The organism is Erysipelatoclostridium sp. MSK.7.34 (assembly GCF_019041935.1).
Classification (GTDB): Bacteria; Bacillota_I; Bacilli_A; order Erysipelotrichales; family Coprobacillaceae; genus Thomasclavelia; species Thomasclavelia ramosa.
Map to the genome: position 1 here is coordinate 69,186 of NZ_JAHPYJ010000014.1, position 14,628 is coordinate 83,813.

Consider the following 14,628-nt stretch of genomic DNA (forward strand, 5'->3'; position numbering starts at 1 on the left):
ATAATATTTAGGAGTTATACTCTCTTATAAAGTTAGTCTATTCTAACTAAAGGAGGGTTAATATGACAGTATTAAAATCTTTATTTGCTTATGCTGGCAAATATAAATATTTAACAATACTTTCTTTAGTATTTTCAATGATAAGTGCTATTTTATTATTAATGCCATTTATTATGATTTGGAAAGTTATTGAGGTTATTTTGGCAGAGTATCCAAACTTTGCCCAAGGAAGTATTGCGATACAATACGGCTGGTACGCGTTAATTTTTGCTGCAGTAGGAATTTTATTGTATGTTTCGGGCTTACTTTGCTCACATTTAGCTGCATTTAGAATTGCTTCAAATATGCGTAAAAAAGCTTTACATCATGCTGTTCAATTACCACTTGGATATTTTGCTAAAGAAGGAAGTGGTAAATTAAGAAAAATTATTGATGAAGCTGCAGCTTCAACAGAAACTTATTTAGCACATCAATTACCGGATATGGCACAATTGATTACTACTGTTTGTGCGGTAATAGTCTGTTTATTTATTTTTGATTGGAAGTTTGGGATAGCTGCACTAATTCCAACGATTTTAGCACTATCAAATATGTTTAAAATGATTGGTCCTGGCTTACAGGAATCAATGAAAGCATATATGGATGCACTTGAAGGAATGAGTAATGAAGCAGTTGAATACATTCGTGGGATACCTGTTGTTAAAACATTTCAACAGACAGTTTTTTCTTTTGATCGTTTTCATCAATCAATTAATAATTATGAAAAATTTGCAATTGGTTATACAAATAAGATGCGTTTCCCAATGACTTTGTTTACGACCTTCATCAATAGTATTTTCATTTTCATTATTGGCACAATGATGTTATTGATCTTAAACGGTTTTGATTTAAATTCTTTAATGCCAGATTTCTTATTTTATGTTATTTTTACACCAATTATTGCAGTAACAACTAATAAAATTATGTTTGCAAGTGAAAATACAATGATGGCTGCAGATGCTTTAAACCGAATCGAAGGAATTATTAATCAAAAGCCGTTTACGTATAAGCATAGTCTGCAAGAAATCACCAATAGTGATATCGAATTTGAGCATGTCTCTTTTACTTATCCAGAAAGTGAAAATGAAGTCATTCATGATGTTAATTTGAAAATAAAAAGTGGTTCTATTGTTGCTTTTGTTGGTAAAAGTGGAGGTGGTAAATCAACGCTAGTATCCCTAATACCGAGATTTTATGATGTGACTAAAGGGACTATTAAAATTGGTGGTGTCGATGTTAAAGAAATTAGTGAAAAAGAATTAATGAGTAAGATTTCATTCGTATTTCAAGACAGTCGTCTTTTAAAGAAAAGTTTTAAAGAAAATATTAAGATGGGATCAAATGCAAGTGTTGAAGATATTCAGACGGCAGTTCATAAAGCTCAATGTGATGATATTATAGAGAAATTTGATCAAGGATTAGAAACTAAGATTGGTAGTAAAGGGGTTTATTTATCAGGTGGGGAAACCCAAAGACTGACATTAGCACGAGCCATTGTTAAAGATGCTCCAATTTTGTTATTAGATGAGGCTACTGCTTACGCTGATAGTGATAATGAAGTCTTAATGCAAAAAGCAATTATGGAATTAGCAAAAGACAAGACTACGATTATGATTGCTCATCGACTTTCAACAATTGTAAATGTTGACTGTATCTATGTTGTTGATAATGGTGAAATTATTGAGAGCGGAACGCATCAAGAATTATTAATTAAAAACGGATTATATGCTCAAATGTGGCATCAATATTGTCAGTCAGTAGAATGGAAAGTAGGTGAACAAGAATGATAAAAAAGGTTCAAGAGCGTTTTGCTTTAACCCATTTGGGAGCAGTTAATTTAATTAAGGCTTGTGTTTCATGTACGATATCATATTTAGCAATCGCAATGTCAATTGGAGTGTTATATTATTTTACTTGTGATGTTTTAGAAATGCTATATGGCAGTTCAAATACAATCTTATATTCAATGTATCTGATTGAATTTGTAATAGTTGTTATCTTAATTTTTATCGCTCACTATATTCAATATAATATGACTTTTTATAATACTTATAAAGAAAGTGCAAGATTAAGGATTCGTGTTGCTGAAAAACTTCGAAAATTCCCGTTAATGTTTTTTTCAAAACGTGATTTATCAGATTTAACAACAACAATTTTGTCTGATGTTACGGGAATGGAACAGGCTTTATCACATTTTATTCCTGAATTCTTTGGGTCAATAGCTTCCACACTTTTACTATCTATATCGATGTTCTTTTTCGACTTTAGGATGGCTTTAGCAGCTGTTTGGTGTGTTCCTGTATCATTTTTATTAGTAGTTCTGGCTAAACGAAAATTAAGTAATGCTGGATTTAAAGATCGTCAAAAACAATTAGTTCGAACTGAAAAGATTCAAGAGACGCTGGAGACAATTAGGGATTTAAAAGCTAATCACTATACTCAGCAGTATCTTAATGAGGTAGATCAGGTTATTGATGATTGTGAAAAGAGTCAAATTAAAACAGAACTTACAAATGCTTTATTTGTAGTTAGTTCACAATTGATTTTAAAATTAGGAATTGCAACAGTAGTCATTTATGGAGTAACATCACTAATCAATCAAACGATTGATCTGAAAGTCTTTATGTTATTTTTAATTGTTGCTTCTCGTCTTTATGATCCTCTTAGTGGAACATTACAAAACTTAGCAGCGATTATCAGTTGCGATCCTAAAATTGCTCGTCTAAATGAAATAGAAAATTATCCCCTTCAAACTGGTGAAGAAAAATTCGAGCCAAGTAACTATGATATTGAATTTAAAAATGTTAGTTTTGAGTACCAAACTAAAAAAAAGGTACTTGAAGATGTAAGTTTTGTTGCTAAACAAAATGAAATTACGGCTTTAATTGGAAATAGTGGTGGCGGTAAAACAACCTGTGCTTCATTAGCTGCTCGTTTTTATGAATTAAACGAAGGGGTTATTAAAATAGGTGGAATTGATATTTCTACAGTTGATCCAGAAATACTATTATCAAAATTTTCTATTGTTTTTCAAGAGGTTGTTTTATTTAATAATACTATTTTAGAAAATATTCGCATTGGTAAAAAAGATGCAACTGACGAAGAAGTCATGGAAGCAGCTCAAAAAGCTTTTTGTGATGAGTTTGTTGAAAAACTGCCAGATGGATATAATACGGTTATTGGTGAAAATGGTTCAAAATTATCAGGTGGGCAACGGCAGCGAATTTCAATAGCTCGAGCAATTCTTAAAGATGCACCTATTATTTTATTAGATGAAGCAAGTGCTTCATTGGATGTTGAAAGTGAGACCTTTGTACAAAAAGCGTTATCACATTTGATTGCTAATCGAACCGTCATTATGATTGCTCACCGGATGAGGACGATTGCTAATGCCTCTAAGTTGATTGTTTTAGAAGATGGACATGTAGTTGAGCAAGGAACTCCAGAACAATTATTACGTAAAGAAGGGGTTTATCAAAGAATGGTTGACCTGCAAAAAATGAGTAACGAGTGGAAATTATAAAAACTAGCAAGATATTGCTGGTTTTTTTGTTAGACTTATATAACTTTAGATTGACTATGACGAAAAAAAGAGTATTCTAATAGTATAGGGTGTTAGTTTTGACTAACATCTTTATAATAAGTTAGGAGGAACATTAATGAAAGATTTATTAAAAAACAAAACTGTATTATCCTTTGTAGGAGGAATTGCAGCAACGATTGCTGGTGCAAAGTTTTTAAAAAGCGATAAAGCTAGAACAATGGCGGTTAATTCTTTAGCTTCGGGAATGAAGCTAAAAGACGATGCGATGGCTACTTATGAAACGATCAAGGAAGATGCAAAAGATATTTGTTACGAAGCAAAAGCTAAAAATGAGGGAGAATAGATAGGTTATGAAAGCTTATCAAATTGTTCATGATATGCCTGGACGAATGCGAATTCGTTATGGTAAATATACTTTTTCAAAAACTGCAGCAATTGGATTAAGCTATGAATTAGAACGTTGGAAAATGGTTAATAAGGTCGAAGCTAATGATATAACAGGAAGTATTTTATTTATTTATGATAAAAATAGAAGAAGAGAATTATTAGCTTTAATACGACAATTTGAAATAGAAAAATTTGATGTAACACCATATCTAGCGACAATCAAGGAGTATAATTCTTATGAAATAACACAAAAAGAAGTTAGCCAAAATTATACTTCTAAATTTATAAAGTTATTGCTTCGCCGTTATTCAATTCGGTGGTTTTTACCAACTCCGATACAATATTTAAGCAGTATCGTTTTAGCGGTTAAATATTTCAAAAAGGGGCTAGCTTCATTAGGTAAAGGACATATTGATGTGCCAGTTCTTGATGCGACAAGTATCGCTGTATCGATGCTTAATAGACAGTTTAAAACAGCTGGCGATATTATGTTTTTATTGTCGGTATCACAATTATTAGAAGACTATACAAGAAAAAAAACAACTTTACAATTAAAAGAATCATTATCACTTCATCTAGATAAGGTTTGGATCTTAGAAAATGAGTCAGAAATAGAAATTCCTAGTGATACTCTAAAAAGAGGTGATATAGTTATTGTTCACATGGGGACGATGATCCCTGTTGATGGAGAAATAACCGATGGTCAGGCTTTGATCAATGAATCAAGTTTTACTGGTGAGCCTCTAAGTAAAGCGGTTGGTAAGGATGATACTGTTTTTGCAGGAACAATTGTAGAAGAAGGAAAAATTTATGTAAAAGTTAGAAATCTACAAAAAGAAAGTCGTATTAATAAAATTGTTGATATGATCGATGTTAATGAAACATTAAAAGCTGGTGTTCAATCGCGAGCTGAACATCTTGCTGATTCGATTGTTCCATTTAGCTTTTTTGGCTTCTTTGGGTTGCTATTATGGACAAGAAGTCTAACAAGAGCGACTTCAATTTTATTAGTTGATTATTCGTGTGCAATTAAATTGACTACATCAATTTCTATCATCAGTGCAATGCAAGAGGCTGGAAAACATTCAATCATGGTTAAAGGTGGTAAATATCTTGAAGCGATGGCTCAAGCCGATACAATTGTCTTTGATAAAACAGGAACTTTAACTAATGCGACTCCATTCGTTCAAGAAGTAACACCACTAGATGACTACAGTCGTGATGAAGTACTTAGAATTGCAGCTTGTCTTGAAGAACATTTCCCTCACAGTGTTGCTAACGCAATTGTTAAGCAAGCCCAAGATGAGGAATTGTTACATCAAGAAGAACATGCTGAAGTAGAATATATTATTGCTCATGGTATTGCTACTAATTTACATGGTCAAAGAGCAATTATTGGTAGTGAGCATTTTGTTTTTGATGATGAACAGATTGAAAAACCCCCTGAAATAGTTCAGTTGATCAGCAAATTACATAGTAAAGGAGCTAGCTCATTGATTTATTTAGCAATAGGTCAACGCCTAGCAGGAATCATTAGTATTTATGATCCGCTCAAGCCGGAAGCCAAGCATGTAATTAATAATTTACGGGAGATTGGTTTTAAAAAGGTTATTATGTTAACTGGAGATTGTGAAAACGCTGCAGGGCATATTGCAAATGAACTAGGAATAGATGATTATAAAGCTGGTATTTTACCAGAAGATAAAGCTGAGTATATAAGACTGTTAAAAGCGAAAGGTAAAAAAGTCGTGATGGTGGGTGATGGCGTAAATGATACTCCGGCACTATCAAGTGCAGATGTATCTATTTCAATGCAAGATAGTTCCGATATTGCCCGTGAACTAGCAGATGTGACATTGACTTCAAGTCGTTTGGATGAAATTGTTGAATTTAAAAAGATTTCGATATTACTAATGCAAAGAATAAAACATAATTATACTAATATCGTGGCATTTAATAGTTTATTAATTTTATCTGGACTAATTGGATTATTACAGCCTAATACAAGTGCATTTTTACACAATACTTCAACATTCCTATTTTCTGCTGTCTCAACAAAACCGCTTCTTTATAAAAAAGAAAATTAAGCAAGTAGGGAGATTTCCTTACTTGCTTTTATAATCAATTGAATTATAAGATAAATAAATGTCTATACTATAAAAAATTAATAAATTTAAGGGAGAAGTGGTTATGGGAGAAGCACTGGAAGATTATTTAGAAGCTATTTTAATTTTATCTAATCAAAATAAAGCCGTTCGTTCTGTTGATTTAGCAGTGTATCGAGGATATTCTAGGGCAAGTATTAGTTATGCAGTTAAAGAGCTTAGAAATAAAAATTATTTAGAAGTAAATAAAGATGGTCATCTCAAGTTAACATCGAGTGGTCAAGTACTTGCTAATAGAATTTATGAACGACACTGTTTTTTAAAAAACTTTTAATCGCTGCTGGCGTAAGTTCAAACCAAGCAGAAATAGAAGCTTGTAAAATGGAACATGGAATTAGTGATGACAGTTTTGAAAAGTTGAAAACGTTGTTAGATTTTTAGCATAGAATTTTTGTTTGAGTATAAACATAGATATTGTAAAAATTGATTGAATAGAAATTTATTAAAAAAATGCTGTTAATATGTTTTAAAATAAAAAGATAAAATCAAATATTTTTGGTTTTGATTTTATCCGTTCATTTATCTGAATTTTAATGGTATATATTTTTATAAGAAAATTTCGTTATTTGCTGATTTCAGCATAAATGTGTAATTGATGTAGAGAATGAATATAATCATTAAGCACATGTAATCTTAGTTGTGTATCAACTGGTAATGATAAAAAATATTCGCGAGAACTAGAACTGCGCTGGATTAATTCATGTAAGTTTTGATATTTAATGTCACTCACCTCTAAACATATCATAGCCGTTATTGATAAAAATATACAGGTTCAAAAACATAATGATTTAATTGCATAAAATAGAAAAGGAAATACAAGCATATTAAAATTGCACGTTGCTAGAAACATTCATACGTAACAAATGTATTTTAAATTATCCTTTATTATCTATAATAAAAAAGAGAAAAAAATAAAGGTGATTATAAAATTAATAAGGAAAAGTATTTCAATAGCTATGCGGTTGAATCCAAATTGGATAATACTGTTTAATAGTAGAAAGAATAATGGAGCTATAAAATCAACAACAGCTGCAAAGTCATGAATTATTGCTTCAATCGTATCTGGGTCTTTTGTTAATACTAAAGCATTCAGACAGGAGCTCGCCTCCAAAGGATAATATCATGATGGATAACACCATTAGCGATACAATAGGAAATGAGAAAGATTTTAAAATGATAAAAAATTTAATGGTAATATAACTAAGAAAAATTCTAAGCCAAATCAGCTAAAAATTATAAATTCTTTTTACAGGGTCTTTAGAATTTTCTAATATACCTTATTATCATAAATCTACTTTTACAGCTAGAATAAAATGATTCTAAGATTTCTGGTAATAAAAATTCACCAAAATCATTATTAAAAGAATCAACTAAGTAAATTGATGTATAGGTAGTTTTTCATAATAACTCATCACTTTATTTAATAATTATATTATTTTATTGATTAACTTAATAAACAATAAAAACATGACATAAGTCATGTTTTTATTGGCTCCAGCCTTTGGTATTATTACGGACATTGATAAAATCTTGGTATATTCCAGTTTGTTTGATTAACTGGTTATGGCTTCCGCTTTGTGCAATTTTTCCATCAGCTATGACAAGAATCTTATCTGCGTAGCGAATAGTATTTAAACGATGTGCTATTACTAATAAGGTTTTTCCTTGACATAACTGTGTAATTGCTTCTTGGATATAATTTTCGTTATCACCATCAATACTGGCAGTTGCTTCATCAAGGATAATAATAGGAGCATCTTTTAAAATACATCGAGCAATTGAAATTCGTTGTTTTTCACCACCGGAAAGGCTTGTACCACCTTCCCCAATAATTGTTTGAAAACCATTTGGCAGTGCCATGATAAAATCATAACACCGAGCTTTTTTAGCTGCTTCAATGACTTCTTCTTCCGTAGCTTCAAGTCGTCCGATACTAATATTATTATAGATAGTATCCTGAAATAAATAAACACGTTGGAAAACCATACTGATATGATTCATTAAATCAGCAAGTTTAACGTTTTTGATATTTGTTCCACGGATGTTTATTGACCCGCTATCAACGTCCCAAAAACGTGTTAATAGATTAGCAATCGTACTTTTACCGCCTCCTGATGGACCCACAAGAGCAAGCATCTTATTTTTTTCTAATGTAAAATTTATATTGTGTAATACTTCTTTTTTATCATAAGAGAAACTAACATTTTTAAATTTTATTTCTGGTAGATCACTTTGTTCTGGAATTACTTCCATACCATCATCAGGCAGTTCTTTTTGAGCTAAGACATCTTCGACACGATCCATACAACTACTCATTACAGTTAACCGTGTACTTTGACTATACAACGCTTTAAGTGGACCAAATAAGTCAAATACAAATAAAGTTACTCCAATCAAGTAAGGAACAGTTAGTAAATTTTGAGTTTGTAGATATAATGAGAGTGCTAAAATAGCAGCTATTCCTAAACCATAAATAATATTTAGCCAACGTTGCCAGGGAGCATGTGTTTCTTCAAATTCTAAATTAGTTCGGCAGCTCTCTTTAAAATTATTAGAAAGTTCAGCTGATTTTTCACCTAACAGATTATAAGTTTTAATAATACTAATACCCTCAATAAAATCAAGTACAGCATTAGTGAGTTTTTCACTTTGTTCTTGTCTGATAGTTGAATGTTCTAATGTTTGTTGTTCCATCGCTTTACCTAACCATAGGATTGCTCCAGCAATTAACAATGAAAGTATCCCCAACCAAATATTTAAATAGAACATAAAGATGATCATAATAATTTCAGCAAAAATATAGCTCATCATGTCAGCAATCACGGTCATACAATTTTCTTCTATAAAGACCATATCTGTAGATAATACTGAACTAATTTTCCCAATATTTCCTTCAGTAAAGTAACCCATTGGCAATTTTCTAAGATGACGGCCTAATTCCATGCGCATATCTGAAAAAATTCGATAACCAGAATCACCTTGTAAACGATCAGAAATATTTTGAAAAACTGCTTGAAATAAAACACAAACTATTAATGTAATACCAAGCAGAAAACATAATCGATCAGACATTTTATTATTATAAAAAGCATTAAAAGCAATAAATGCTAGTCCGATTGGGGATTTTGCTAACATTGATTTTAAAAACGAGAAAATAAAAGCGATTTTAATATTGCGACGATATTTTCCGGCGATAGCAAGGATTCGTGACATTAATGAGATCATAATTAATTACCTCCTTGATTATGACTAACTCTCCAATTAGCACTATTATTTGCCATGGTCCATAACTTTTGGTATTCAAGGCAAGTATCTATAAGTTCTTGATGAGTTCCTACTGCGTTTAAATAGCCATTCTTAAGTACACAAATCTGATGTGCATTGATAATTGAATGTAGATGGTGGGCAATAACAATAACAGTTTTATCTTTGATAACTTCTGCAATTGCGGCATTCATTTTTTCTTCATTTTCTGGATCCATAAATGCAGTAGCTTCATCAAGAACAATGATTGGAGCATCTTTGAGAATTGCCCGAGCAAGAGAAATTCTTTGTCGTTCACCACCGGATAATTGTTTTCCTCCATCACCTGCCAAAGTATGAATTCCTAATTCAAGACGGCTTAAAAATTCATCACACTGTGCTTTACTAGCTGCTTGATAAACTTCTTCATCACTAGCATCAAGCCGTCCCATTCTAATATTTTCCATCAAAGTTGTATTAAATAGAAATTGTTCTTGTGAAACATAGGCAATTTGATTATTTAACGTTTCAATGCTCATTTGTCGTAAATCTTGATTTCCTATTTTGATCGAACCTGAATGGACATCATAAAAATGAACAAGCAGTTTTGCTAATGTGCTTTTTCCACTTCCAGATTCCCCAATCAAAGCCGTTAGTGAGCCTTCTTTAATTTCTAAGTTAATATTATGTAAAACTACATTATTATTGTATGCAAAACTAACATTATCAAAGCTGATATGATGGTTTCTGTCTTTAAAACAATCAGATGTTTGTTGTAGTGGCGGTGCACTTAACATTTTTTCAAGAGACTCAATTTTATAACTGATTTGTGGTAAAGTTGAGACAAACGCCAAAGCCCGTAAAAGCGGAGTACCAATTGCGAATGATAAGCAAAGAATAAGAACTAAGTCAGGTAAACTCGAATAGTTGTGAAGAACTAACCAAGATCCAAATGGTAGAGTAAGTAAAGCTACACACGGTAAAATACTATTATAGAGTGCCATCCATGGCCAACAAGCTTTGTACCAGGCAAGAGTGAAATCACGATATCCACGTATATCATTTTCAAAACGATGATATGATTCACCATCGCGATTGAATACTTTAACAACTTCCATTCCATTAACATATTCAATAATAGTATTATTCATTTTTTGTGCAGCTACGTAGTAATTACTCATTTCTTTCATACCAATTTTGAACATTGCCCCCATCGCTAATAAACCAATGGGAAGAGAACCTAAAGATAATAAGGCAAGTTTCCAATCAACAATAAACATAACAATATAGATGAAGAGGGGAATAGCTAAGTTCGAGATGCCTTCCGGCAAAGCATGTGCCAATAGTAGTTCAATTGCTTCAATATCATCAATAAAAGTTTTTTTATGAGCACCAACTCCTTTTTCTTGAATAACTCCTAATGGTTGCTTTTCAAGTTTACATTGTAAAGAAATTCGTAGATTTTTTAATGTGTGATATGCACTTTGGTGTGATAAGGCAAGACCTTTAACATAAAAAACGGCATATAAGATAAGTGAAATTGCAATGGCAATAACTCTAAAAATAATATAATGAGTGCTTATTTGCTGATGCATGATTAAAGGTGTAATAATTTGATAGATAAAAAGAAATGGTAAGATATTCATTCCTACTCCAATCAGCATTGTGGCAATAGCTTGATAAGTTTTTTTTCGATAATCACCAGCGTATTCTAATACTTTTTTAAGCATGTAATCCCTTCTTTCTGGTTAGTTTTAGCTAACCTAAGTTTTTTTTAAAACTCCCATCTAGGGAGTTTAACGTGTATATCCAAGAACTTGGTACCAGTTAAAGAAATGGCAGACAATTTGGCAATGATTCTCTATTTGCTCCCAACTAAAACCATGGATGAATGGCTCATAGATCGTAGTCCAAAAAGAAGATAGTAGAGTATGAAATTCCGTTTTACTGATTTCCGTAGTAAAAATTCCTCGATTTTTAGCTTCAAGATAATATTCATAAGTATAGATGGACATTTTTTCAACCCAGTCGTGAGTAAAATTAGAAAAGGAAGTACCTTGTGAGCATGATAGTAATAGAATAAAGCCATCATAATGGCTATATAAAAATTTAAACCACCATAACATTACATCGTTATTCATATTCCAGGCTTCAATTAATTCAAATTCTGTAAATGTTTCAAAATTGATCCTACGGTTGTCAGCGACTTCATTTAAAGCTTCTAAAGTAGGGGTAACTACTGCTGTAAATAATTCCTCTTTACTTTTATAGCGTTTGTAAAGTGCCCCTGTAGTAACCTTTGCATTTGCACAGATTGTTTTCAAAGAAGCTTTCTCATAACCTTGTGATAAAAATTCTTCTTTAGCACTTTTTAAAATTCTTGGATCAATAGATTTATCGGGTTTTGACAATTTATCGCCTCCTTTTATACTGATAATTAAATTATCGATAATCTAATTATCAGTATAAAAGTAATTGCACTTGATGTCAATCGTTACAATAAAATTTTAGGTTGAAAGTAATAAATTTGTTTTTATAAAAATTTAATTGGAATAAATAAAAAAGCCAACTTTTGAATAATGTATAAGTTGACTTTTTGAGGATTATTTAATTTAGAGGTATTTCAAGTATATGTGCTTTATTGATGATAACGCTTTAAAAGATTTTTTTTTAAATAAGCTTTAATATAGAAAATTAAACTTAGCAATAATGCTAAAAGGATCAATGTTTCAATCATAATTAAACAGTAACTAGTTTTTTACCCTGATCAGCAACAGCATCTATCTTCTCTTTTAATAGCGTTTCATCACCTAAATAGTAATGTTTTATTACTTTAAATTCATCATCAAATTCATATACTAAAGGAATTCCAGTTGGAATATTAATATTCATGATTGCTTCGTTACTTAACTTATCAAAGTATTTAACCAACGCTCTTAATGAATTACCATGTGCAACAATTAAGGCTCGTTTACCAGCCTGCATATCTTTTTTTACTGTTTCATTAAAATAAGGAATAACCCGCTCAATTGTTGTTTTTAAGCTCTCACCTGCTGGTAAAAGAGCAGAGTCAATATTTCGATACATTGCCTGCTTTTGCGCGCTGCGTTTATCATTTATATTTAAAGCTGGTGGCAGTACATCAAATGAACGACGCCAAATTTTCACCTGTTCTTCACCGTATTTTTCTGCAGTTTCCGCTTTATTTAATCCTTGTAAAGCACCATAATGACGTTCGTTTAGTTTCCAGCTTTTATTGACAGGCAGCCAGCAGAGATCCATTTCATCTAATATATGATTTAATGTGTGAATGGCTCTTTTCAGATAAGAAGTGTAGCACACATCAAATTCATAACCTTCATTTTTTAAAATCATGCCTGCTTGTATTGCTTCTCGATGGCCAGTTTGGCTTAAATCTACATCTGTCCATCCTGTAAAAAGATTTAATTTATTCCAGTCACTTTCTCCATGACGTACTAATACTAGTTTCATAATATCTCTCCTTTTAGTTAGCTTAAACTAACTATATTTGTATAATATTCCAATGAACAAAATTTGTCAACTAAGATGATAATAAAAGCAAGCTGTTACAATATTTTTCACAAAAGAATTAATCTGATTTTACTGACTGAAAAGATTAAGATTTCATTTGAAATGATTTTTAGTTATAATAATTTTATAGGCTTGAGAAGTTAGAGAGTGAGGGAATGGTTATAGTAACAGCAAGCACTGATGTGGATTTTTGATTATCAATGAAAATATATATAAAAATATGATAATATTTTAGTAACATTGGAAATAAAAATGCCGGTATCGATTAATATTGATGAAAGCGACTTTTCAACTTTTGAAAATGCTGGATTTAATATTAAAAATAATGATATATTAGAAATAATGAAAGCGATTTAATGAGGTAGGAAAATGAGTAGAGTAAAAAGTTTAAATATCAAGTATGTAGCCAGTCAAGTATTTTATTTTGCAACCTTTGCCGCAATGATGGGATATGCCTCAGTATACCTATTGCACAAAGGTTTTAGTAATTCAACAATTGGTATAATTTTGTCCCTATGCAATATTTTAGCGGTGTTCATGCAACCGGCATTAGCAACTTTTGCTGATAAGAATCAAAAGATTGAAATTCGTAAAATTATTACAACTATCGTTGCAATAGCAATTGCTTTATCTGCAATTTTATTAGTAGTTCCAAGTAATCAGGCAATTATTTTTATTTTGATTGTATCAATCTTTTCATTAATGACAACGATAATGCCGCTAATGAATACTTTGGCATTTGTTTTTGAAAAGTATGGAATTCAAGTGAATTATGGCTTGGCTCGAGGGCTGGGGTCTGTTGCTTACGCTGTTGCATCAATGGTATTAGGACATGCAGTTGATGCTTTTAGTCCGGATTTATTACCAGTATGTTATGTTGTCTTTAATGCACTATTATTTATTGTTGTTCATGGCTATGTATTGCCAAAAAGTGAACAAATCGAAGTTGCAGTTGAGACAAATGACGAGGATGAAGTTGCAGTAAATAATGAAGGTTTGCTAAGATTTGCTGGTAAATATAAAAAATTTATTGTATTTTTATTAGGGTTTGTTTTTGTTTATTTTGCCCATACAATTATTAATAATTTCTTTATCCAAATAATTACTAATGTAGGCGGTAATAGTAGTGATATGGGAAATGCTGTATTTTTAGCAGCGATGTTAGAATTACCGACAATGGCATATTTTACGAAGCTTAGTAAAAAAGTTAATTGTGGAACGTTAATTAAAATTTCTATTATTCTATTCTTAGTAAAACATGTGATTACTTATTTTGCAGATGGAATGACAATGATTTATATAGCTCAAGCTTTCCAAATGGGGGCTTATGCTTTATTTATTCCGGCATCTGTTTATTATGTGAATTGTAAAATTGCCCCACAAGATATGGTTAAAGGTCAATCATTTGTGACTACTTCAATGACAGTAGCAGGGGTTTTTGGTAACTTGATTGGTGGGATGTTACTAGATTCAGTTGGTGTTAGCCAAGTACTGTTAATTAGTGCTGTTCTATCATTAATAGGTGCGGTAATTGTAGTAATGTCTGTTGAAAAAGTATAATTTTATAGAATTAATGAAAGTGTTGGTTTAGTCATTTAAAATGGTGCTTTAAAATAATATAGGGTACTAAACAAAAAGTAGGATTAGAAGATGTATAATCTTCAATAATTATCCTACTTTTTTATGTCTAGATATAGT

At 31.3% G+C, this 14,628-nt stretch carries 11 protein-coding genes; 7 read left to right on the forward strand and 4 right to left on the reverse strand.

All coding sequences use genetic code 11. From position 1 onward, the window contains the following. The first annotated feature begins 62 nt into the window (after positions 1-62). The 6 genes from KTF99_RS10645 (at position 63) to KTF99_RS17550 (ending at position 6,516) form a co-directional block, all read left to right on the forward strand. Entirely contained in the window at positions 63-1,826 is a 1,764-nt protein-coding gene (locus tag KTF99_RS10645; protein WP_003537863.1) for an ABC transporter ATP-binding protein, read from the forward strand. Next, positions 1,823-3,562, forward strand: coding sequence for an ABC transporter ATP-binding protein (locus KTF99_RS10650; protein ID WP_029481355.1), 1,740 nt, complete (start codon positions 1,823-1,825; stop codon positions 3,560-3,562). Before KTF99_RS10645 ends, KTF99_RS10650 begins: the two co-directional genes overlap by 4 nt. A gap of 136 nt (positions 3,563-3,698) precedes the next feature. Beyond that, positions 3,699-3,926 carry a DUF6110 family protein gene (locus KTF99_RS10655; RefSeq protein ID WP_003537867.1) on the forward strand — a complete coding sequence of 76 codons (228 nt, stop codon included), beginning with the start codon at positions 3,699-3,701 and terminating at the stop codon, positions 3,924-3,926. 7 nt (positions 3,927-3,933) lie between these two features. After that, a complete protein-coding gene (locus tag KTF99_RS10660) occupies positions 3,934-6,057 on the forward strand; it encodes a heavy metal translocating P-type ATPase (protein ID WP_009300805.1) in 2,124 nt (707 codons plus the stop codon). Positions 6,058-6,160: 103 nt separating this feature from the next. Then, a complete protein-coding gene (locus KTF99_RS10665; protein ID WP_254210135.1) occupies positions 6,161-6,409 on the forward strand; it encodes a metal-dependent transcriptional regulator in 249 nt (82 codons plus the stop codon). A gap of 32 nt (positions 6,410-6,441) precedes the next feature. Beyond that, a complete protein-coding gene (locus tag KTF99_RS17550; RefSeq protein WP_272222703.1) occupies positions 6,442-6,516 on the forward strand; it encodes an iron dependent repressor, metal binding and dimerization domain protein in 75 nt (24 codons plus the stop codon). Positions 6,517-7,620: 1,104 nt separating this feature from the next. On the opposite strand, the gene KTF99_RS10670 is transcribed toward KTF99_RS17550, so the two are convergent. The 4 genes from KTF99_RS10670 to gpmA form a co-directional block, all read right to left on the reverse strand. After that, on the reverse strand, positions 7,621-9,360 hold the full coding sequence (locus tag KTF99_RS10670; RefSeq protein WP_009300804.1) for an ABC transporter ATP-binding protein: 1,740 nt from the start codon (positions 9,358-9,360) through the stop codon (positions 7,621-7,623). Positions 9,361-9,362: 2 nt separating this feature from the next. Beyond that, a complete protein-coding gene (locus tag KTF99_RS10675) occupies positions 9,363-11,108 on the reverse strand; it encodes an ABC transporter ATP-binding protein (protein WP_008792969.1) in 1,746 nt (581 codons plus the stop codon). A gap of 66 nt (positions 11,109-11,174) precedes the next feature. Further along, positions 11,175-11,789: a TetR/AcrR family transcriptional regulator gene (locus tag KTF99_RS10680; RefSeq protein WP_029481352.1), complete on the reverse strand. Its 615-nt coding sequence runs from the start codon at positions 11,787-11,789 to the stop codon at positions 11,175-11,177. Positions 11,790-12,117: 328 nt separating this feature from the next. Next, positions 12,118-12,870 (reverse strand): 2,3-diphosphoglycerate-dependent phosphoglycerate mutase, encoded by a 753-nt coding sequence (gene gpmA / locus KTF99_RS10685; protein WP_029481350.1) that lies wholly within the window; start codon positions 12,868-12,870, stop codon positions 12,118-12,120. Positions 12,871-13,299: 429 nt separating this feature from the next. Between gpmA and KTF99_RS10690 the strand changes: the two genes are divergently transcribed. Then, the gene (locus tag KTF99_RS10690; protein ID WP_003537876.1) at positions 13,300-14,490 is read left to right on the forward strand and encodes an MFS transporter; all 1,191 of its coding nucleotides are present in this window, start codon (positions 13,300-13,302) and stop codon (positions 14,488-14,490) included. Positions 14,491-14,628 lie beyond the last annotated feature (138 nt).

Coding starts and splice junctions, on each gene's coding strand:
- KTF99_RS10690 (WP_003537876.1), top strand. CDS start 13,300: ATGAGTAGAGTAAAAAGTTTAAATATCAAGTATGTAGCCAGTCAAGTA.
- KTF99_RS10675 (WP_008792969.1), bottom strand. CDS start 11,108: ATGCTTAAAAAAGTATTAGAATACGCTGGTGATTATCGAAAAAAAACT.
- KTF99_RS10670 (WP_009300804.1), bottom strand. CDS start 9,360: ATGATCTCATTAATGTCACGAATCCTTGCTATCGCCGGAAAATATCGT.
- KTF99_RS10660 (WP_009300805.1), top strand. CDS start 3,934: ATGAAAGCTTATCAAATTGTTCATGATATGCCTGGACGAATGCGAATT.
- gpmA (WP_029481350.1), bottom strand. CDS start 12,870: ATGAAACTAGTATTAGTACGTCATGGAGAAAGTGACTGGAATAAATTA.
- KTF99_RS10665 (WP_254210135.1), top strand. CDS start 6,161: ATGGGAGAAGCACTGGAAGATTATTTAGAAGCTATTTTAATTTTATCT.
- KTF99_RS10650 (WP_029481355.1), top strand. CDS start 1,823: ATGATAAAAAAGGTTCAAGAGCGTTTTGCTTTAACCCATTTGGGAGCA.
- KTF99_RS10645 (WP_003537863.1), top strand. CDS start 63: ATGACAGTATTAAAATCTTTATTTGCTTATGCTGGCAAATATAAATAT.
- KTF99_RS10655 (WP_003537867.1), top strand. CDS start 3,699: ATGAAAGATTTATTAAAAAACAAAACTGTATTATCCTTTGTAGGAGGA.